The organism is Leisingera sp. ABM4_103, assembly GCF_056158685.1.
The window spans coordinates 119,189-137,834 of record NZ_JBSWTU010000008.1 but is presented as its reverse complement, the minus strand read 5'-3'; the positions used below and the strand labels follow the sequence as shown (position 1 = coordinate 137,834).

Annotated in this window: 16 protein-coding genes and 1 pseudogene; 5 read left to right on the top strand and 12 right to left on the bottom strand. The window is 59.2% G+C overall.

What is annotated here, in order from left to right:
• Positions 1 to 11: 11 nt before the first annotated feature.
• The 5 genes from ACXAED_RS24065 to ACXAED_RS24045 are packed head-to-tail and all read right to left on the bottom strand — an operon-like array spanning position 12 to position 4,821.
• The gene (locus ACXAED_RS24065; protein WP_027233548.1) at positions 12 to 1,475 is read right to left on the bottom strand and encodes an aldehyde dehydrogenase; all 1,464 of its coding nucleotides are present in this window, start codon (positions 1,473 to 1,475) and stop codon (positions 12 to 14) included.
• 11 nt (positions 1,476 to 1,486) lie between these two features.
• Positions 1,487 to 2,524, bottom strand: coding sequence for an LLM class flavin-dependent oxidoreductase (locus ACXAED_RS24060; protein ID WP_027233547.1), 1,038 nt, complete (start codon positions 2,522 to 2,524; stop codon positions 1,487 to 1,489).
• The gene (locus ACXAED_RS24055) at positions 2,521 to 3,447 is read right to left on the bottom strand and encodes a flavin reductase (RefSeq protein WP_027233546.1); all 927 of its coding nucleotides are present in this window, start codon (positions 3,445 to 3,447) and stop codon (positions 2,521 to 2,523) included. Before ACXAED_RS24055 ends, ACXAED_RS24060 begins: the two co-directional genes overlap by 4 nt.
• The gene (locus ACXAED_RS24050) at positions 3,444 to 4,247 is read right to left on the bottom strand and encodes an alpha/beta fold hydrolase (RefSeq protein WP_027233545.1); all 804 of its coding nucleotides are present in this window, start codon (positions 4,245 to 4,247) and stop codon (positions 3,444 to 3,446) included. Before ACXAED_RS24050 ends, ACXAED_RS24055 begins: the two co-directional genes overlap by 4 nt.
• Positions 4,219 to 4,821 (bottom strand): amino acid synthesis family protein, encoded by a 603-nt coding sequence (locus ACXAED_RS24045; RefSeq protein WP_027233544.1) that lies wholly within the window; start codon positions 4,819 to 4,821, stop codon positions 4,219 to 4,221. Before ACXAED_RS24045 ends, ACXAED_RS24050 begins: the two co-directional genes overlap by 29 nt.
• 107 nt (positions 4,822 to 4,928) lie before the next feature.
• On the opposite strand from ACXAED_RS24045, the gene ACXAED_RS24040 reads away from it, so the two are divergent.
• Together ACXAED_RS24040 and ACXAED_RS24035 are read left to right on the top strand one after the other, a co-directional pair.
• Entirely contained in the window at positions 4,929 to 5,624 is a 696-nt protein-coding gene (locus ACXAED_RS24040; protein WP_027233543.1) for a GntR family transcriptional regulator, read from the top strand.
• Positions 5,617 to 5,904: a DUF1330 domain-containing protein gene (locus tag ACXAED_RS24035; protein WP_027233542.1), complete on the top strand. Its 288-nt coding sequence runs from the start codon at positions 5,617 to 5,619 to the stop codon at positions 5,902 to 5,904. The genes ACXAED_RS24040 and ACXAED_RS24035 overlap by 8 nt, the downstream gene beginning before the upstream one ends.
• Positions 5,905 to 6,136: 232 nt before the next feature.
• Here ACXAED_RS24035 and ACXAED_RS24030 read toward each other — a convergent pair whose 3' ends face one another.
• From ACXAED_RS24030 to ACXAED_RS24005, 6 genes and pseudogenes are all read right to left on the bottom strand, one after another.
• Positions 6,137 to 7,567, bottom strand: coding sequence for an amidase (locus ACXAED_RS24030; RefSeq protein ID WP_084299289.1), 1,431 nt, complete (start codon positions 7,565 to 7,567; stop codon positions 6,137 to 6,139).
• Positions 7,554 to 9,581: an ABC transporter permease gene (locus tag ACXAED_RS24025; RefSeq protein WP_027233540.1), complete on the bottom strand. Its 2,028-nt coding sequence runs from the start codon at positions 9,579 to 9,581 to the stop codon at positions 7,554 to 7,556. The genes ACXAED_RS24030 and ACXAED_RS24025 overlap by 14 nt, the downstream gene beginning before the upstream one ends.
• The gene (locus ACXAED_RS24020; RefSeq protein ID WP_051357605.1) at positions 9,578 to 10,633 is read right to left on the bottom strand and encodes a quaternary amine ABC transporter ATP-binding protein; all 1,056 of its coding nucleotides are present in this window, start codon (positions 10,631 to 10,633) and stop codon (positions 9,578 to 9,580) included. Before ACXAED_RS24020 ends, ACXAED_RS24025 begins: the two co-directional genes overlap by 4 nt.
• 89 nt (positions 10,634 to 10,722) lie before the next feature.
• Entirely contained in the window at positions 10,723 to 11,670 is a 948-nt protein-coding gene (locus ACXAED_RS24015) for a glycine betaine ABC transporter substrate-binding protein (protein ID WP_051357604.1), read from the bottom strand.
• A 189-nt stretch (positions 11,671 to 11,859) separates the two neighbouring features.
• Complete coding sequence (locus tag ACXAED_RS24010; RefSeq protein ID WP_161631043.1) at positions 11,860 to 12,687, bottom strand: helix-turn-helix domain-containing protein; 828 nt, start codon at positions 12,685 to 12,687, stop codon at positions 11,860 to 11,862.
• 83 nt (positions 12,688 to 12,770) lie between these two features.
• Positions 12,771 to 13,861 (bottom strand): annotated as a pseudogene (locus ACXAED_RS24005) (IS630 family transposase).
• Between the two features lie 223 nt (positions 13,862 to 14,084).
• Here ACXAED_RS24005 and ACXAED_RS24000 point away from each other — a divergent pair.
• Positions 14,085 to 15,641 (top strand): ISL3 family transposase, encoded by a 1,557-nt coding sequence (locus ACXAED_RS24000; RefSeq protein WP_475054219.1) that lies wholly within the window; start codon positions 14,085 to 14,087, stop codon positions 15,639 to 15,641.
• 130 nt (positions 15,642 to 15,771) lie between these two features.
• On the opposite strand, the gene ACXAED_RS23995 is transcribed toward ACXAED_RS24000, so the two are convergent.
• Positions 15,772 to 16,242, bottom strand: a complete 471-nt coding sequence (locus ACXAED_RS23995) for a MarR family winged helix-turn-helix transcriptional regulator (protein WP_084299285.1) — start codon at positions 16,240 to 16,242, stop codon at positions 15,772 to 15,774.
• Positions 16,243 to 16,392: 150 nt separating this feature from the next.
• On the opposite strand from ACXAED_RS23995, the gene ACXAED_RS23990 reads away from it, so the two are divergent.
• Positions 16,393 to 17,565: an amidohydrolase gene (locus ACXAED_RS23990; RefSeq protein ID WP_051357602.1), complete on the top strand. Its 1,173-nt coding sequence runs from the start codon at positions 16,393 to 16,395 to the stop codon at positions 17,563 to 17,565.
• A 30-nt stretch (positions 17,566 to 17,595) separates the two neighbouring features.
• On the top strand, positions 17,596 to 18,633 hold the full coding sequence (locus ACXAED_RS23985) for a TRAP transporter substrate-binding protein (RefSeq protein WP_051357601.1): 1,038 nt from the start codon (positions 17,596 to 17,598) through the stop codon (positions 18,631 to 18,633).
• Positions 18,634 to 18,646 lie beyond the last annotated feature (13 nt).

Genomic DNA, 18,646 nt, shown 5'->3' with positions numbered 1-18,646 from the left:
TTAGTCCGGCCCTACCGCATGACGAAGGGATCCGGGATCGGATCGTCCGATGTGCGCAGCCAGACCGCCTTGACCTTGGTATAATCCAGAGCCGCCTGCAGGCCGCCCTCGCGGCCGTGGCCAGACAGGCCGTGGCCGCCAAAGGGCGCAATCGGGCTCACGGCGCGGTAGGTATTGACCCAAACGATGCCCGCGCGGATGCCGCGGATCATCCGGTGCGCGCGGGTGAGATCGCGGGTGAAGACGCCGGAGGCCAAGCCAAAAGCGGTCGTGTTGGCAATCTCCAGGGCCTCGGCCTCGGTCTCAAACTCTACCACTGACAAAACAGGGCCGAAGAATTCGTTCGACAGGCAGGGGGCGTCCGGCGCGTCCGAGCAGTCCAGAACCGTCGGCGGGAAAAAGAAGCCCTCCCCTTCCGGCACGGTGCCGCCGGTGACCAGCTTGGCCCCCGCCTTCACCGACGCCTCGATCAGGTGCACCGCATGGTCGCGCTGTTTCAGAGTGCAGAGCGGCCCGACTTCGGTCGCCATGTCATCCGGCGCGCCAATGACCACCGCTTCGGCTTTCTCTTTCAGCCGCGCAAGGAAGGCGTCCTTGATGCCCTTCTGGATCACCAGCCGCGATCCTGCGACACAGCTTTGCCCGGTCGCAGCAAAAATGCCCGACACCTGCGCATTCACCGCGCTTTCCAGATCGGCGTCGTCAAACACAATGAAGGGCGACTTACCGCCCAGCTCCAGCGAGGTGGAGGCGAGGTTTTCCGCGGAATTGCGCACGATATGGCGGGCGGTCTCCGGCCCGCCGGTGAAGGCGACATGAGCGACCGAAGCGTGGCTGGTCAGCGCAGCACCCGCCTCCGGCCCGCCGGTGATCACGTTCAAAGCGCCGGGTGGAAAGCCGGCCTGGTCAAAGATCCGGGCGAATTCGAGCATAGGTGCCGGGCCTTCCTCCGAGGCTTTCAGCACCACCGTGCAGCCCGCCGCCAGCGCCGGGCCGATTTTCACCGCCGACAGGAACAGCTGCGAATTCCACGGCACGATGGCGGCCACCACCCCCACCGGTTCGCGCCGCAGCCAGACCTCCATGTCCGGCTTGTCGATCGGCAAATGCGCGCCTTCGATCTTGTCGGCAAGGCCGGCATAGTAGCGGTAGTATTCCGCCACATAGGCGATCTGGGCCGAGGTCTCGCGGATGATCTTGCCGGTGTCGCGGGTTTCCAGCTCCGCCAGCCGCGGGGCGTTTTCCGCCACCAGATCGGCTAGCCGCATCAGCAGCTTGCCGCGCTGAGTGGCGGTCATACCCGCCCATTCGCTAGAGAAAAACGCAGCTTCTGCTGCCCTTACCGCCCGGTCTACATCCGCCGCCGAAGCGGCAGGCATCTGCGCCCAGGGTTTGCCGGTGGCAGGGTCAAGGCTTGCGAAGGTGGCGCCCGCTTCCTCGAAGGCGCCCCCGATATAGTGCTGGAAAGTCTGCATTTTCGGTTTCCTCACTGAAACGCTGGCATGACGTCGGTGATGAACCGCTCAAGCGAGGCCTTCTTGCGCTCGAAGCTCATGCTGGAGTCGATCCAGAACGAGTATTCATCATAGCCCAGGGCCTCGTATTTCTTCAGCCGTTCAATCACCGCCGCCGGTTCCCCGATCACCAGGTCGCGCTCCATTGCCTCAGGCGAGTAGAACGGATGCGCTGCAATTTCCTCGTCACTCAGCGGGTCGATCAGGCCCTGGCGGATCTCGCGCTTGTTCATGAACCAGGCCCCGAAGTAGCAGAAGAAGCGGTTGAGCTCCTCCGCCCCGCGTTTCACATCCTCGGCGCTGTCCGCGACATAGGTGTGCTGCAGCAGCATGATCTTGGGCCGCGGCACATCGGCGTGCTTGGCACAGGCATCGTTGAACTTGCCCATCAGGTCAGTGATTTCCTCATCACCCTTCCACAGCGGCGTCACCTGCACGTTGCAGCCATTGGCCACGGCGAACTCGTGGCTGTTGGGATCGCGCGCCGCGATCCAGATCGGCGGACCGTTCTCTTGCACCGGTTTCGGGGAAGACGTGGTTTTCGGGAAGGAATGAAACTCCCCCTCCTGCGCATAGTCGCCCTGCCACAGGCCCTGCACCGCCGGGATCAGCTCCCGCATCCGCTGGCCCGCCTCCCAGGCGTCCATGCCGGGCATCATGCGCTCGTATTCAAACGAATAGGCGCCCCGGGCGATGCCCAGGTCCAGGCGGCCTTCGGTGATAATATCGGTCATCGCCGCCTCGCCCGCCAGCCGGATCGGATGCCAGAACGGCGCAATTACCGTGCCAGTGCCCAGCCGCACGTGCTTGGTGTGCCGCGCCACATCAATCAGGTTCAGAAACGGGTTCGGCGAGATGGTGAAGTTCATCCCGTGGTGTTCGCCGGTCCAAACCGCATGCATGCCGCCGTCGTCGGCAATTTTGCACAGCTGGATGAACTCGTCATACAGCCGCTTCTGATCGTCTGCCGCGGAAATCCGCTCCATATGCGCAAAGAGGGAAAATTTCATGCGCCCTTGCTCCCTGTCGCCACGGGGCGGACCTGCCCGGTGGTCTGATTGCCATAATACACCCCGAAATTGCCCATCCGGGCCTCACTGGCGAACCGCTCCAGCATGGTGCACATCGCCGCATCGGCAATGTCCATCAGCGTGGATTGGGTCAGTGCCGTGAAAACACCCTTGGCCGGTGTGCCGCCGGCCGATTGGCACAGAAACGAGATGTGCTGATGTTCGCGCGCTTTGTCTTCGTAGACGGAATAAATGAACCCCGGCTCCGCCTCGACGCCGGTGTCCGCAATCAGCTTGGCCAGGGCGGCAGAGGCGCCCTCCTTGCCGACACGGATTTCAGGCAGCGTCAGCTTGCCCTGGTCGTTGCCCAGGAGCAGCACCTTGCCCTCATGCTCGATCAATGCCGAGACGATCAGCTTGGCGCCCTGGGTCAGGGCCTCGGCCTCCGCCGCTGCTGTCACATAGGCGCCGCGGGCATAGCCGAGACCCGGCGCAGGCGAGGTTTCAAACGCCTCCACCCGGCCGATCAGGATCAGGTGGTCGCCCGCCTCCACCCGGTTGTGCATGGAACAGTCGAACCAGGCGGAGACACCCTCGAACACCGGGCTGCCCTGCGGCCCCTGCTGCCAGCTGACGGCGGCAAAACGGTCCTCGACCGGGCGGGCGAAAGTGTTGGAGACGCCCTTCTGGTCCTCCGCCAGCACATTGACGGCAAAGCCCTCGGCCTGCTCGAACGCGGCGTAGTTGCTGGAGGAGTTGGCGATGCACACCAGTACCAGAGGCGGGTCCAGCGACACTGAGGTGAAGGAGTTGGCAGTAAAGCCGATCGGGTTTCCGTCCGGATCGTGCGTTGTCACCACGGTGACGCCGGTCATGAAGGTGCCGAAGGCGTTTCGCAGGGCGCGCGGGTCGATCTCGCTCATGTCGTTGCTCCTTCGGTGTTCAGCCAGTCGTGCAGGGCCGCGTTGACCTCTGCGGGGGCAGTCAGGTTGACCATATGCCGGTGGCCTTCGATGACAACCGCCCTGCCCTGCGGCGCGGCATCCGCCATGGCTTGCGCCATCGCGGGTGTCGAGTTCGGATCGCCATCGCCGGTCAGCGCCAGCAGCGGGCAACGGATACCGCCGAACCCATCGGCATAGGTGCTGTCGCCGCGGGCAAAGGCGGTATAGGCGGCGGCGTAACCCGCCAGGTCCACGCCCGACAGCCATTCGGCCACCTGCGCCCGTGCCGCCTGGTCAGCCTCACTCTCCCCGAACCATCGCGCCAGCGGTGTTTCCAGATCAAAGCTGCCAGCGCGGATTTCGGCAGCGCGCGCTTCAACCGCGGCCCTGGCCTCCGCCGATCGCCGGAACACCCCATTCAACAACGCCACCCGGGCCACGTTCTCAGGATGGCTGGCGGCATAACCACCGGCAATCAGCGCCCCCATGGAGTGACCCGCGAGATACACTGGGCCAAGGTCCAGCGCTTGGATCACCGCGTGCAACCAGGCCACGTAATCCGGCAGTTCTGCCGCTTCGGGCAACAGGTCACTGCCACCATGACCGGGCAAATCCAGTGCGATCACCTCATGGGTTCCAGAAAGCGCAGTGATCTGCGGCGCCCAGGCCGCCGATTGCATCCCCACTCCATGGAGCAGCACAACAGGCGCACCCTGCCCTGACCGCTGGCAGGTGACAGCCCCGAAAGGCTTAGACAGCTGCAGGGTTGTCAGCGTCATGGCCCAGCTCCTTCAAATCCTGGTAGCGGTCCCCGATGCGGTGATGCGGCCGACCGCCGATGGAGGCTCCCAACGCGATCACAATCTCGTCCGGCGCCGGCGCGTCCGCGACGGACAACTGGATGGTCAGGTAATGGCTGCGCCGCCCGCCGTCGTTCTTGTCCATCAGCGGAATTTGCAGGGGCGCATTGGCCGGCCCGCGGGTGTTGGTGAATGCCAGATAAGACTTCGCCCCCACCGCCTCGCGGAAGTGGTTGCCAAACCGCAGGGTGTGGATGAGAGCAGAGGCATGCTCTACCTCGCCACTGACCCCGACGATGGCGGATTTCCCGTAGCCCTCGACCTTGTCGCCGCCGCCTGCAGCCTCCAGGATCATCGCGGTCAACTTCTCGCCCAGCCCCGGCGCGCAGTCATGGATTGCCGGACGCAGATCCTCGACAAAGCCCTGCCCTGCCCAGGGATTTTTGATCACCGCCACCGCAGCAATCATCTTGAACGGGGTTTCCGCTGCCTTGCCGCCCTCAATCAGGGTCTCTTCGACATGCAGTAGCGTCTTTCGGATTTCGGCGGGCATGGGCAGATCTTTCCTGTTTGATTCCATTCTGCGTAATATGGTATACCATCATACAGTATGTCAATGCACACTTGTTCCACCCTGTCCCTGTTGCTATTGGATGCAATATGACCAACCCCATCATGAGCAAAATAGACCACCACCCGCAGACCCTGCGCGATATCGTGCAGGAACGGATGCGCGAGGCTATTGTCTCCGGAAAGTTTGCCCCAGGTGAACGGCTGGTGGAGCGCCCTCTGTGCGAGCAGCTCGGCGTCAGCCGCACCGTCGTGCGCGAAACCATCCGCTACCTGGAGGCGGAGGGGTTGGTGGAAATCCTGCCCGGCAAAGGGCCGATCGTGGCGCAACTGGGGTGGGAAGACGCACGGCAGATCTACGACATCCGCCAGATGCTGGAGACCGCCGCCGCCACCGAATGCGCCCGCAACATCACGCCGCAGCTGGCGGAAATGCTGAACTCCGCGCTGCGCAGGCTGCAAGAGGCCGTTGCGGCAGGTGTTCCCGGTCCGATGCTGAACGCCACGACCGAGTTCTACCGGATCATCTTCGAAGGCGCCGGCCACAACGTAGCCTGGGAAATCGTCCAGCGTCTGAACGGCCGCATCAGCCGGCTGCGGGCGGTGACGCTCTCGACCGCAGAGCGGCGAAAACCCGGCCCCGCCCATATGCAGGATATCTGCAAGGCTATCACGTCAGGCAACGCCGAGGCCGCCAGAGCCGCAGTCCAGAGCCACCTGACGGAAGCGGCCGCTGTTGCCAAGCGGACGCTCAACCAGGAAGAGGCCAAAACTCGCAATGCCTAAAGCCTATTGGATCGCCAACGTAACAATCACGGACCCCGACCGTTACAGCGGATACCAAGCCGCTGCCCCGGCGGCATTCGCGGATTTTGGGGCACGATTTCTAGCAAGGGGTGAAGCGGAAACTCTTGAAGGCCGCGACTGGCAGCGAAGAGTGATCATCGAATTCGATAGTCTGGAGCAAGCCCGCGCCTGCTACAACTCCCCGGCTTACCGCACGGCAAGAGCCGAACGCGCAGGTGCTTGCGTTGCAGACATTGCTATCATCGAGGGCTTGATTTGAGTATACCTTCAATGAGAATACGGGCGTAAAGGTTCGGCAAACATTTGGAGCAGTACCGTTGAGGTCACTGGTCATTAGTTTGGCTGGTGCCAATGAGCTCAATACCTTGCCTTAACTCGAGGGTGATCGTGCAACGCATTCATACTGTTTGCAGGAGATGAGAAAGAAAAGCCGCGTGGCTGGAGTGTTTGCTCTAATCAGAGTCCCAGTGGGCGATTTCGATTTGAAGATGTTAGAAGCCTCTAGTTGCCGTCCGGACTATTCGCTCCACTGCCGCCGCAACACGGAAAGCGCGCTGATCATCATACGGCCGGGTGACAATCTGAATACCGACCGGAAGCCCGCCCCCATCGCAGCCGATTGGAACCGCCAGAGCAGGTAGTTGCCCTAACATATTGAAATGGGGTGTTGTCACCCAGTCATAGTCACTGTCAAGTTCGGCCCCGTTCACAATCATTCGTTCCCAAGGGCGCTGCTCAGCACCAACGCAGTTGGTCAGGACCACTGGGCAAATAAGCGCGTCAGCCGAGTGGAGAATAGCAGAAAGCTCGGCATAGAGTCGCTTCTTGGTCTCAAACGCACGAGGGATCGCTGTGCATGGGCAGTTGCGCGCGGCAGCTCCGACACTTGTGATATAGTCACATACATCTGCGCCATGTTGCTGAAGCATTCCGCTCAAGCTTTCTGCGATCAGACTAACAGCGTAGTCCTTTGCGTCATCAATCACGGTACCTGGCCAACTGATACTAGGTTCCTCAACGGAAATACCCGCCTGCTGCATTCGTGTGGCAAAGTCGCGGATGACACTTACGATGTTTCTGGCAGGAGATGACTTGCCAAGATCAAGCGAAAGCGCGACACGGAGTGGTTCTTCGCCCAAATTGGTGAGCGGCAGCTCTAAACGCTCACGCAGTGAGCCGATGTCGGAGGGATGTCCACCGCTGATCACGTTTAGCAGCAACGCGCAGTCTCCTACACTGCGCGCCAATGGTCCAATCGCATTGTAGGGGTCATGCCCCTCTGCCGGGTCGGGCACACGACCGGCAGGCGGTTTGTAGCCTACGACCCCGCAAAGCGAGGCTGGCACCCGGATTGACCCTGCGCTGTCCGAACCAATTGCCAGTGTACTAGTCCCTGCAGCAAGACTGGCAGCAGCGCCGCCAGAGGAGCCTCCTGGTGATAGCGCCGGGTTCCAGGGGTTTCGTGTCACACCCCAAAGCCGTGTTGCAGTAATCCAGCCGAACGCCAGTTCCGACGTTGTTGTGCGTGCATGGATTATACCTCCGGCTTGCCGGATCCTGGCAACAACGGGATGGTCGCGGTGTGCCAGATTGTCTCGGTAAACAAGACTCCCGTAGGTAGTCCGGGCACCTTTCTGATCAATAACGTCTTTGACAGTGACAGTTAGCCCTTCCAGCGGGCGCAAATCCCCTGTGCGATCAAGATAGCGCCGTTCGGCCTGCCGCGCCTGCTGCATCGCGGTGTCAAAGAAGGTTTCAGTGAAGGCGTTGATAACCGGCTCTACCTCTGCCGCTCGATTTATTTGTGCTTGCAGCAGTTCAACAGGTGACAGCTCCCCCGATCGGAACAATGCGAGTGCTTCTAGCGCGCTCAGCCTGCATAAGGCTGTATCCGGCGCTATCATCTGGTTAGCTAATTGCATCGTTTTTCTGCTTTGTGCGTTGTTGCAGCTTGCGGCTTGCCTGGCCGATCAGTCTGTCAGTGATTATTGATAGGAATGCGATGCCCAGCCCAGCGACGATGCCCTCTCCGGGTTGCACCTTGGCGATTGCCACCAGCGTGTCGTGTTCTAGTCCGCGTGTGCCTACCAGCGCAGTGATCACCAGCATCCCGAAGGCGAACATGACTGTCTGATTGATCCCCAGCATGATATCTGGCAGTGCAAGCGGGAGCTGCACATGCCACAGCTTCTGCTTGGCTGTGCATCCGGACATATCTGCCACTTCGATGTTAGAGCGGCTGATATTTCGGATGCCCTGTTTTGCATATCGCACTCCGGGGGGCAGGGAATAGGCTACTATGGCGATGAGGCCGGCGAATTCACCTACTCCGACCAGCATTACTACCGGTATGAGGTAAACAAAGCTCGGCAGTGTCTGAAGGGTGTCGATAATTGGCGTGACGATCCTGTCGGCGCTTTCGTTCAACCCAGCCCAGATGCCAATCGGCAATGCCAAAACCAGCGTGACGACCACCGAAAGCGCGACTAGGTAGAGCGATATCATTGCTGCGTCCCAGTAGCCTGTGATGGCAATGAAACCCAAAAGACCAAGGCTGACCAGTGCCAGTCGCCGTCCGCCAGCCCAATAAGCAAGCCCAGTGACAATTGCTATGAAACCACTCCAGGGAACATCAAGAAGGAAGTTTTTTATCGGGCGCATTGCATAGCCAATCACACCTTCCCGCACCGCCTTGATCTGAGTGTAAAAACTGTCGCTTACCCAGAGTATGGCATCGTTCCAGAAGCTACCTGTCGAAACGGTCAGTATCTCAGGGTAGGTTTGCAAAGCGGGAAAAAAATACCCTGAGAAGTATGCGGCTGGTGTGAACAGAACCATTATCGTGGTCAGTTTGTGTTGTTGCCAGAAAAAAGCCGGCGCTGGCTCGGTATGGTTCGGTCGCCGCAGAGCAATAGCTCTGGAAATCCGGTCCAATGCGATGGCCATAAGGGTTATGGCAATTCCGGCCTCGACCGCATTGCCAATCTTCAACGCTTTGAGCCCTTGATAGACCTTGCCGCCCAAGCCGCCCGCGCCGATGACAGAGGCGATGATCACCATTGCGAAAGTTAGCATGATGACTTGGTTGAGCCCGATCAGCAGATTCTGCCGAGCTGCTGGGACCATCACCAGCCACATCTTTTGACCCCGGGTGCAACCACTCATGGACCCAAAATCATTAATATTGGACGGAACCCTCTGAAGCGCCAGTGTAGTTACTCGTGCCATAGGTGGCATCGCGTAGATCACTGTTGCAATCATCGCCGCCACTGGGTTGAACCCAAAAAGCAATAGCACCGGCACCAAGTAGGAAAACGTAGGGATGGTTTGCATCACATCGTAGATCGGCATTAGCACAGCATTGGCACGAGGACTGCGATACCCCCAGACGCCCAGCATAAGACCTAGCGCGAAACTGACCAAGACTGCGACTAGTACTGAGGACAATGTCAACATTGCCGGCAGCCACAGCCCGAAGAGCAGAAAATACATCAGCGAAGAGAACGTAAGAAACGCCACGCCCGAACCGGCAGCCCACCAAGCGAAAAGTGTCATCGCCAGAACTACCGCCGGCCAGGGAAGCGAGGGGATGACGGTCATGCTGCCGTCATCGTGGTAGACAGTGAAGCCTTCCGCTAGCAAACCCTGTAGCCCCCGCATCGGGATAGCAATGACATCAGCGATGTCGCGCGTGACTTCAGCCAAGTTGACACCGCCAATAGAGAATTCGTTGACTAGGTATTTCACTGCCACGGTGACTGAGGTCGCAATTTCCCAGACCCGGCTCTCGGGATAATCGTGCAGCCAGCTTCCTTCTTCCACCGTCATCCAAACCAACAGGGTGAAGAGAAGTGTGCTTGGCAGAACCAATGCTTTCCAACCCGGGTAGGCAATCCTGCCGCTCGCTTTAGGAGAAATATCACTTATCCCACTCATGCCGCTATCCCCAGGTTCATCAGCACAGCCGCAACCTGCCGTGCTTCAATAGCACCGATGATCTGTCCAGTCTCATCGGCTACAGGCAGCGGGTCACCGCTATCCAGCACTTTGCCTGCGACATCGCCGACAAGAGCATCTGCGTTTACTGGGGCACCAGCCAGCCCTGCTTGGACCTTCCCCATAATGGTGCGCACCCGAACCACCTTGCTCCGCGGGATTTTTTCTGTGAATTCGGCGACGTATTCATTGGCGGGCTGCATGATCAGCTCCTCGGGAGTGCCTATCTGCACTACGCGGCCTCCCTCCATAATCGCGATCCGGTCAGCCAATCGAACCGCCTCGTCAAAATCATGCGTTACGAAGACGATGGACTTGTGCAGCAGGTTCTGCAGGCGCAGGAACTCGTTCTGCATTTCCATCCGGATCAGAGGGTCAAGCGCTGAAAACGGCTCATCCAGGAACCAGATATCAGGTTCTGTGGTAAGGCTTCTGGCAATGCCAACCCGCTGCTGCTGGCCACCGGACAATTCATGCGGCCAGTAGTTTTCGCGACCGGACAGCCCGACCAGTTCCATCATCTCGCGCGCCCTGGCGAGACGTTCGTTCTTGCGCGCGCCCTGTACCCGAAGCGGAAAGGCAATATTGTCCAGCACACTCAGATGCGGCAGCAAGGCAAAATCCTGGAATACCATGCCCATTGTGTGCCGGCGTATCGTAGTCAGTTCATCGCGCGAAGCGGTCGCAAGATCCGTTCCCTTGACCTTAAGGGAGCCTAGCGTTGGTTCGGCTAACCCGGTCATGCAGCGAAGCATCGTCGACTTTCCCGAACCTGAAAGGCCCATTATCACAAAGATTTCGCCCTTGTTCACATCGAAACTCACGTTTCGAGCAGCAGAAATAACCCCTTCTTCCTTTAGAATATCTGATGTTAAGTCCTGGCCATGCTTACCGGCGACCTTCTTCGCCTTTTCACCGTAGAGTTTCCAGACAGAACGGCATTCAATTAGTGTTTGCCGGGCTGCAGATATAGAATTCTGATTTTTTGGCATTTTCGCCTCGTTTCGGCAGGGAGCCCGTACAGGCAAGGATGGCCCGGCTTTCAGCGCGGCCGGGCCGGAGTTCTAGAATTGAGGCGCCTCTAATTAATCCACGCTTTCCAGATAGTTTCATTTTCAACCATCCAGCTGGCAACGGCTTCGTCCAATGAAATGCCGTCCACGTCGACTGCCTTCAGAATGGTTGCAACCTGGGCATCTGCAAGCTCAAACTTGTCGATGATTGTTTTGGCACCAGCATCACTGTCGAGAAACTCCGCGTTCGCGTAGATCCACAACGCCCCAACCTGCACATTGCAGTCATGTGTCGCTTCAGCGTTTAGTCCCCAAGCAGGGTCAAGGTAACAATCTTGGCTGTATTCAGGGAATTTCACAAATTCACCCTCACCACTCATAAAATACCAATGCGGCGTATATCCCCAGCCGATTACCGGTTCTCCGCGCCGGGCAGCCGTCGAGATCGTAGCCACGAGCGCTGCCGCGCTTCCGGAAGCAATAGGCTCAACATCTATTCCAAAGGCTGCTGCCATCTCTTGAACTGGCATGATCCAGTCAGCCGGGCCCTCAATAAAACGGGCCTTCGGAGCAGTTTCGGCTGTAGCCAGCGCCTCAATGCAAGCTGGCTGTTTCAGTGCCTCCCAGTCAGGCAAGCCGGGGCAGTGCGCCTTAAGCGAAACCGGGTACCACCAGCCTTCGGCGGAACTCACTCCAGTAACACCCGCATTGACGGCTTTGCCGCTTTCGGTTGCACCTTCGCAAAGCTCCCAGGTGGATTGCCAGCAAATGGCGAATTGGAGATCGCCTGTTTGAATACCCGAAAAACTGGCCGTGTAATCCGCCTCGACATACTCCACCCTATAACCCGCTTCAGTCAGCGTCCCGCCGAGGATTTTCGAAATTACGTCAGTGGAAGTGTCGCTGACAACCGGAACCACTATTGGTTCGGTACGGTTAGTGGCCAGCACTTCAGTGGCCGGTATTGCTGCGGTTGCAGCCATGACGGCTGCCCGGGCTAAAAATTTCGGTTTCATGTCAAGTTCTCCCTGTTGATATAGCCGTCACGCGGAGCCGCATACCACGGTCCTGCGGTCACAACGGGGCTCTCCTCCCATTCGGATGATCGCTACGCGTATTCAGCCCGACGAAAGTTGCAGATTGATCGCCAGAGCTGAAGTCGCGTACTGCATCTAAGATAGAGACAAGGTGCGACAGCTGTAGTCTCAGAAATGTGACCAAGGCCGACCGACAAATCCATGGTTGTCAGCTCTACTGACATTAAGCGTTGCTTCCCGGATTTCATCCGAAATGGCCGGATCATCTTCATTGAATAGACCTGATGCCTTCAGCGCCTGGCGGAGATCGATAGTTTGCCCTAGTGGTTCCCAAACGACGTGATAGCAGGCTATGTCCCGCGTTGCGGCGCTGCTGATTCCAAGGCTTAGGCCAGTGAGAACCGAAGTTTGATCGCGTTGGGCAGGGTAGAGAATAGTTGTCCAGATCATTTGGCCGGCGTTCATTTCACGCTCATGCACGAATATCCGTTCACCGGTGTGGAACGCGATTCCTGTGTATTTTAGCGTGCGCCGTGATCGGTGCTTGACGGAAGCATAGTTTTCCACATTTTTTATGTAAATATATCCGCGATCGCGATACACCTTCATAAGCGACCGCTGTATTTTCCCTGGAAACTCAATTGGACGGTAGTAACAATGATAATAGCCAATGAACGGCAACATCTCGGTTAAGCTGTTGGGATTGATCCGATACAGCTTTGCAATATATTCACCAAAAGGATCCGCCTCATGCTCCAAAGGACGCCGCACCGCAATGAGCTGACGGAAATCCCGGGTGTCCATTAGGATTTCGTGCTCTTCCACTCCAAAGTGGTCGCAAATCTTTAGCATATTTCTGTGCGATGGTCGGCTTTGGCCGTTTAGGTATCGATGAAACTGTTGGCGGTTAATCGAAAGACGTTCGCAAAGGTCAGAAATAGAACGCGAATAACTGCACAACAAACGCAGATTTTCCGAAAAATTGTTTACTGCCATATTCATGCTCTCCAAAACGGCATCCTGCACCAGTGTAAGCGAGACCTGAACCCCAACTCCTAGTGCTTCGAGTCTGACGCTTGCTACCTGTTGCCCCGGATTTCATCGAGGTCGTTCAGTGCGCGGCGATCTAGGGCGATGATGTCTTCAGCCGTTTTGGTCCAGATGAAGGGCTTCGGCTTGGCGTTGTGCAGCAGCAGGTGTTGTAGATTGCGGCTTCAAGGTCGTCGACGCTGGAATAGCTGCCGCGCCGGATGCGTTTGGACGTGATCTCGGCGACGAACCGTTCAACGAAGTTGAGCCAGGATGCGCTGGTGGGCGTGAAATGCAACTTGAACCGCGGGTGCTTTGCCAGCCAGGCCATCATCTCGGGCGTCTTGTGGGTGGCGTAGTTGTCGAGCACCAGATGCACCTCACGCGGCGCCGGGACGGCCCTGTCGATGCGGCGCAGGAACTTCAGGAATTCCTTGACCCGGTGGCGCGGCAAGCATTCGCCGATCACCATGCCCGACTTCACGTCGAGCGCCGCGAACAGGGTGGTTGTGCCGTGACGCTTGTAGTCGTGGGTCATGGTGGCGGCGCGGCCCTTCTTCAGCAGTAGCCCCGGCTGGGTCCGGTCAAGCGCTTGAATTTGGGATTTTTCGTCGACGCAGAGCACCACCGCCCGCTCTGGCGGATCGAGGTTAAGCCCGACGATATCGGTGTCCTTTTCTTCGAACATTGGAACGTTCGAGACCTTGAAGGACTTGGTCAGATGCGGTTTCAGACCCGTATCGGCCCATATGCGGCCGACGCTCGACGGCGAGATGCCAACCGCCTCGGCCATGGTCGAGCGGCTCCAATGCGTTGCGTTCGGAAGGGTCTCCTGCACCGTCTTGGCAATCACCTTCAGGCGCACCTCCCGAGGCAGCGGCGGCACCCGCGACGGCCGCGTCTTGTCGCGCTTGAGCCCGGCCAGGCCATCGTCGAGATACCGCGCCTGCCAGCGCCAAACGGTCGGCTTCGACGCCTTCGCGCGCCGCATGATTGCGAAAGTACCGTGGCCGTCCGCCGTCGCCAACACGATCTCGGCCCGCCAGACCAGCTTGCGGGGCGTGTTTCGGGCGGCAACAATGGCTTGAAACTCGGCTCGGCCATCAGGGCTCAGATACAGGTAAAGGTCACCACGTCTCATCCCTCGACACTGACACACATCATCACCGATGGGAATCCTATGTCAGGTGTGGAACACTAGCACTTTTGGTTTTAGGTGTTTAGTCCCGGGGTGTGGTGGCCTATCCTCAGGCCGCTTGCAGACCTTCAGTGTGAATCGGCGTGCAAAATTGGCTCTGAAGCAGATTTGGTGCAGCCCAACCTGCTAAGCGCTATATATTGGCAGGTTTTGGAGGAGGTTGCCGATGGCGTCACAGTTTTCACGGCGGGATTTCCTGCCAGCAGGTCTCAAGGCCGACCAGGTTGAGCTTGTTGGGAACACGGTCCGGATCCACTCGCGTTCCGCCAAAGCCACGGCGGCGTGCCCGCGCTGCGGCACGGCTTCACGCCATGTTCACAGCAGGTACCGCCGACGGCCTGCCGATCTTCCTGCGCATGGCCGGAAGGTGGAACTGGTCCTGCTGGTTCGCCGCTTTCGCTGCCGTGCTCTGCATTGCCCAGCCAAGATATTTGCCGAGCGGTTTCCGGCGGACGTGACCCGGCCACATGCGCGGCGCACCTCCCGTCTGCAAGGACTGGTCCGGCACCTCGGCCTGGCACTCGGCGGGCGTCCGGCACAGGCGCTCGCCGCACGGCTCCTGCTGCCGGTCAGCAAGGATACTTTCCTCCGCAGCATCCGGGACACGGCTGAGGCCTCAAACAGTGATCTCCGCGTTATAGGTATCGACGATTGGGCTTGGCGAAAGGGGCAGCGATACGGCACTTTGATCTGCGATCTGGAGCGGCGCCGGGTCATTGATCTCCTTCCGGACCGGGAACCGGCCACGGTCGAGGCCTGGCTGCGGGCCCGTCCAGGGATTGAGGTCGTCGCCCGCGACCGCAACGGAGGCTATGGAGGTGCCGTCTCTCGGGCCTTGCCAAAAGCGGTTCAGGTTGCCGACCGCTGGCACCTGTTAGAAAACGTGAGCACAGCTTTCCTGGCCGCTGTGCAGCGTAACATGCCTGCCATCCGCAAAGCGATCGGAGCAAAGACACTGGACCCAAAGCTGCTGACAGCCGCTGAAAAGCTGCAATACGAAGGCTATCTGCGCCGCCAGCAAACCAACCGGATGGTTCGCCAGATGGCTGATGATGGCGTACCGATCCGGCGGATCGTTCGCCAGACAGGGCTCAGCCGCCAGCTCGTCCGCCAGATTTTGCGCGGGGAACGCGAGGATGTTTTCCGCATCCGTGAGAGCAGTCTGACTCCTTGGCTGCCGCGGCTGGAGCGGGAATGGGCGGGCGGCTGCCGGAACGGCGCCGAAATCTGGCGCCGGCTGCGGGCCGATGGTTTCCAGGGCAGCCTCCGCGTCGTCGGGGAATGGGCCACGCGCCAGCGCCGTGCCGGGCGGGCCGCGCCATCGGGAGCAGAAAAATCGCCGCCCACGCGCAAGATTGCCCGCCTCCTGACCCTGGGCCGGGATCATCTGTGCAAGGCGGATGCCATCCAGGTCGCAAGGATCGAAGCTTCGCTGCCTGCTCTCGCCACAGCCCGAAGGCTGACCGACCGGTTTACGGACATGGTACGCAATGCTCGCGAAGGCGCGCTGGAAGGATGGCTGAATGAAGCGGAAGACGGGCTGCTCGGTGCCTTTGCCCGCGGGCTGCGGCGAGATCAGGCAGCGGTCGCCGCGGCGCTTCGGGAACCATGGTCGAACGGGCAGACTGAAGGGCAGATTAACCGCCTCAAAACGCTCAAACGCCAGATGTATGGAAGGGCGAACATCGACCTGCTCAAAGCGCGGCTCGTTCAAGCGCTCTGATCTGAGGGAGGCCGAAGTTGCACCAAAACTGAGTCAGAGCCAAATTCAAACGCTGAAACCGGGTCAGTTTTGAACGCTCATTGACAGTTTACTGAAGGATTCTTTGGGAAAAAACGCCAGAACAGGTTGCCTAATCAACAGCCAATGCAGTTCGGTACTCTTCCGAGGTGATCCAGCTGCCGAGCCGGTCGAGAATTCCGTCAAGCGTTGCAAGCTCCTGGTCCGACAGAGGTTCAGTCAGAATTACCTCAAGACGGTCAGATAACTGGCGGGCGATGCGACGAATATTCTGCCCTTTGGGCGTTGTAGTCAGCAGAAACACCCGGGCATCTTCAAGAGAGTTCTCCCTTACAATCAGGCCGTCGCCCAACAGGGTTCGAATGATCCTCGACGTAAGGCTGCGCTCCAATCCCGTCGCCTTGGCTATCTCCGCAAATGTGGTGCCAGGTGTGTCGTCAATTAGCCTTAAAACCCGCAATTCCCGGATCCGGAAGCCCGTTTCGCGCAAGAATATCTCGTCATTGGCACCGATCGCTTCCTGCGCCACGAGCTCGAGCCGGTAGGTCAATCTTTCGTTTCTGAAGGCTTTTTTCATCTTCATCTGGATCCGTTATTTACTGAGCCACGGTGCAGGAAAGGTATCAAGCGATACCCTGATTTCACCAAGCAATAATCTTAAACTATAACCACTTTGCAAATTTAATCTCACATCGCAACCATCTTGCCTTGAGACATAATGGAGGCCCGTCGCATGTTCGCAGAGTGGTATAGCATCCAGAAGCCCATTTCTGAGAGCTGGCTGCACGATCTTCACAGCCATCCCGAAACTGGCTTCGAAGAAACCAAGACCGCTGCCTTCGTAGCCAGCCGTCTAACGGAATTCGGCTATGAAGTTGCCACTGGCCTCGGCGGCACTGGTGTCGTCGGAACCTTGCACGGTGCAGGCGCCAGTGATGCTGCACCGGGCCGCCGCATCGGCTTTCGCGCCGAACTGGATGCACTGCCGATGGCAGAAGAGGCGGACGTGCCTTACCGTTCAAAAGTGGAGGGGAGATTCCACGGCTGCGGCCATGACGGCCACACCGTCACCGCGCTCACTGCGGCGGCCTATCTGGCGCACAGCCCAGATTTCGACGGCACCGTGCATTTCATCTTCCAGCCTGCCGAGGAATTGCTTACCGGTGCCCGCGCAATGCTGGCCGACGGCCTGTTCGAGCGTTTTCCCTGCGACGAGATCTACGCCCTGCACAACCTGCCCGGCCTGCCGGCGGGCAAAGTCAGCATACCATCAGCTGCAGCAATGGCCTCAGCTGACAACATCGACGTCACCATTCGCGCCAATGGTGCCCACGGTTCGATGCCGCATACTGGCGAGGACGCCATCGCGGCGGCCTCTGCCTTCATCGGTTTGGTACAGCAAACGTCGACCCGGGTCATCGATGCGCGGGAAGCCGGTGTGATCTCCTTTGGCGTTCTCACGGGGGGCACGGCTCGCAATGTGTTGCCTGCTGAGGTCTCCATCGAAGGAACAATGCGCACCAACGCGCCCGAGGTACGCGACAGGCTGGCCACCTTGCTTCAGGAAGCCGCCACTGCGGCCGAGCACCTCTACGGCGTCGCGGTAGAGCTTCAGGTCACCAAAGTTGCTCCTGTGACTTTCAACAATAGTGACGCCGTCGCCGCAGTGACGGCCTCGGCCAAACGGGTCGCCGGTGCAGACAAAGTTATTGCAGATGCCCGAAATCTGATGGCCTCCGAGGATTTCTCGGAATTTCTGAACCGGGTGCCGGGCAGCTACTTCTTCATCGGACAGGACGGCCGTGCACCGCACCACCCCGAATTCGTCTTCGACCCGGCGGTCATTCCGCTGGGTGCTGCGATTTTTGCCGACCTGGCCAAATGCCGGACCCGCAAGCCTGAATAACCACGATCATACATCCAAGGGAGGAAACAGATGATCAACCCTGCCATCAAACTGCTCAAGGGCGCCGCGGCGGCTGCCGTAATTCTGACCGCTACGGTTCAAGCCGCCAGCGCGGAAAACTTGACGATGTCGTCCTGGGTGCCGCCGACCCATTTCGTGCATACCGACTTTCTCGTGCCCTTTACCGAAAAAGTAGCTGAGGTCACAGAAGGCCGTGTCACCGTGACCATCCTGCCCGCGCCGCTGGCCAGCCCGCCGCAGCACTGGGAGCTGGCTCGCAATGGCGTCGCCGACATCACTTGGGGTAATTTCACTTACGAGCCGGAGCGTTTCGTACCGCTGTGGTTCGCGGAATTCCCCAACGCCGGCACCAACGCCGAGGCACAAAGCCGGGCGCTTTGGCAAACCTACGAGAAGTTTCTGGCCGGCAATCCTGCTTTTGACGGGGTCAAGATGCTGGCCGTAGGCATGTTTGGAGGCGGCCAACTGCACCACGGCAGCGCCGCTGTGACCACACCCGAGGATGTGAGCGGCCAGAAGTTCCGCATGGGAGGCCCGATCCAGGAGCAGCTGCTGACCAAACTGGGGGCGGTTCCGGTCGCGGCGCCCGCCACCAAAGCCTACGAAATGCTGGAAAGCGGAGTCATCGATGGCTCGCTGCACACCATGGAATCCGTGGTCAACTTCAGGCTCGAGGACAGCCTCAAGCATCACACAATTTTCCCCAACGGTTTTTATGACGCGACCTTCTTCGTGATCATGAACGGCGCCAAATGGGACCGGCTCAGCGATGCCGACAAAGCGGCGATCGAAGCCGTCACCGGTGAGGCCCTGTCGGCGGCATGGGGCAAGAACTTCGATCTCCAAAACCCAGCTGCATCGGAGAAGCTGGCTGCTGAAGGTCACGAAATTGCCGAAGCCGCACCCGAGCTGATTACCGCGGTGAACAATATCTACGACGAGATGGTGTCGGAGTGGACCGAGAAGGCAAAGGCTGCCGGCGTGGAAGACCCGGCTGCGATGCTTGGCTTCTACAGAGAGACCTACACCGAATTGGCTGCGGAATAACCCTCTCCGGGCA

Excerpts from the sequence above, each read along its gene's own strand:
- ACXAED_RS24065 (WP_027233548.1), bottom strand. The coding sequence starts at position 1,475 with ATGCAGACTTTCCAGCACTATATCGGGGGCGCCTTCGAGGAAGCGGGC.
- ACXAED_RS24060 (WP_027233547.1), bottom strand. The coding sequence starts at position 2,524 with ATGAAATTTTCCCTCTTTGCGCATATGGAGCGGATTTCCGCGGCAGAC.
- ACXAED_RS24055 (WP_027233546.1), bottom strand. The coding sequence starts at position 3,447 with ATGAGCGAGATCGACCCGCGCGCCCTGCGAAACGCCTTCGGCACCTTC.
- ACXAED_RS24050 (WP_027233545.1), bottom strand. The coding sequence starts at position 4,247 with ATGACGCTGACAACCCTGCAGCTGTCTAAGCCTTTCGGGGCTGTCACC.
- ACXAED_RS24045 (WP_027233544.1), bottom strand. The coding sequence starts at position 4,821 with ATGCCCGCCGAAATCCGAAAGACGCTACTGCATGTCGAAGAGACCCTG.
- ACXAED_RS24040 (WP_027233543.1), top strand. The coding sequence starts at position 4,929 with ATGACCAACCCCATCATGAGCAAAATAGACCACCACCCGCAGACCCTG.
- ACXAED_RS24035 (WP_027233542.1), top strand. The coding sequence starts at position 5,617 with ATGCCTAAAGCCTATTGGATCGCCAACGTAACAATCACGGACCCCGAC.
- ACXAED_RS24030 (WP_084299289.1), bottom strand. The coding sequence starts at position 7,567 with ATGCAATTAGCTAACCAGATGATAGCGCCGGATACAGCCTTATGCAGG.
- ACXAED_RS24025 (WP_027233540.1), bottom strand. The coding sequence starts at position 9,581 with ATGAGTGGGATAAGTGATATTTCTCCTAAAGCGAGCGGCAGGATTGCC.
- ACXAED_RS24020 (WP_051357605.1), bottom strand. The coding sequence starts at position 10,633 with ATGCCAAAAAATCAGAATTCTATATCTGCAGCCCGGCAAACACTAATT.
- ACXAED_RS24015 (WP_051357604.1), bottom strand. The coding sequence starts at position 11,670 with ATGAAACCGAAATTTTTAGCCCGGGCAGCCGTCATGGCTGCAACCGCA.
- ACXAED_RS24010 (WP_161631043.1), bottom strand. The coding sequence starts at position 12,687 with ATGGCAGTAAACAATTTTTCGGAAAATCTGCGTTTGTTGTGCAGTTAT.
- ACXAED_RS24000 (WP_475054219.1), top strand. The coding sequence starts at position 14,085 with ATGGCGTCACAGTTTTCACGGCGGGATTTCCTGCCAGCAGGTCTCAAG.
- ACXAED_RS23995 (WP_084299285.1), bottom strand. The coding sequence starts at position 16,242 with ATGAAGATGAAAAAAGCCTTCAGAAACGAAAGATTGACCTACCGGCTC.
- ACXAED_RS23990 (WP_051357602.1), top strand. The coding sequence starts at position 16,393 with ATGTTCGCAGAGTGGTATAGCATCCAGAAGCCCATTTCTGAGAGCTGG.
- ACXAED_RS23985 (WP_051357601.1), top strand. The coding sequence starts at position 17,596 with ATGATCAACCCTGCCATCAAACTGCTCAAGGGCGCCGCGGCGGCTGCC.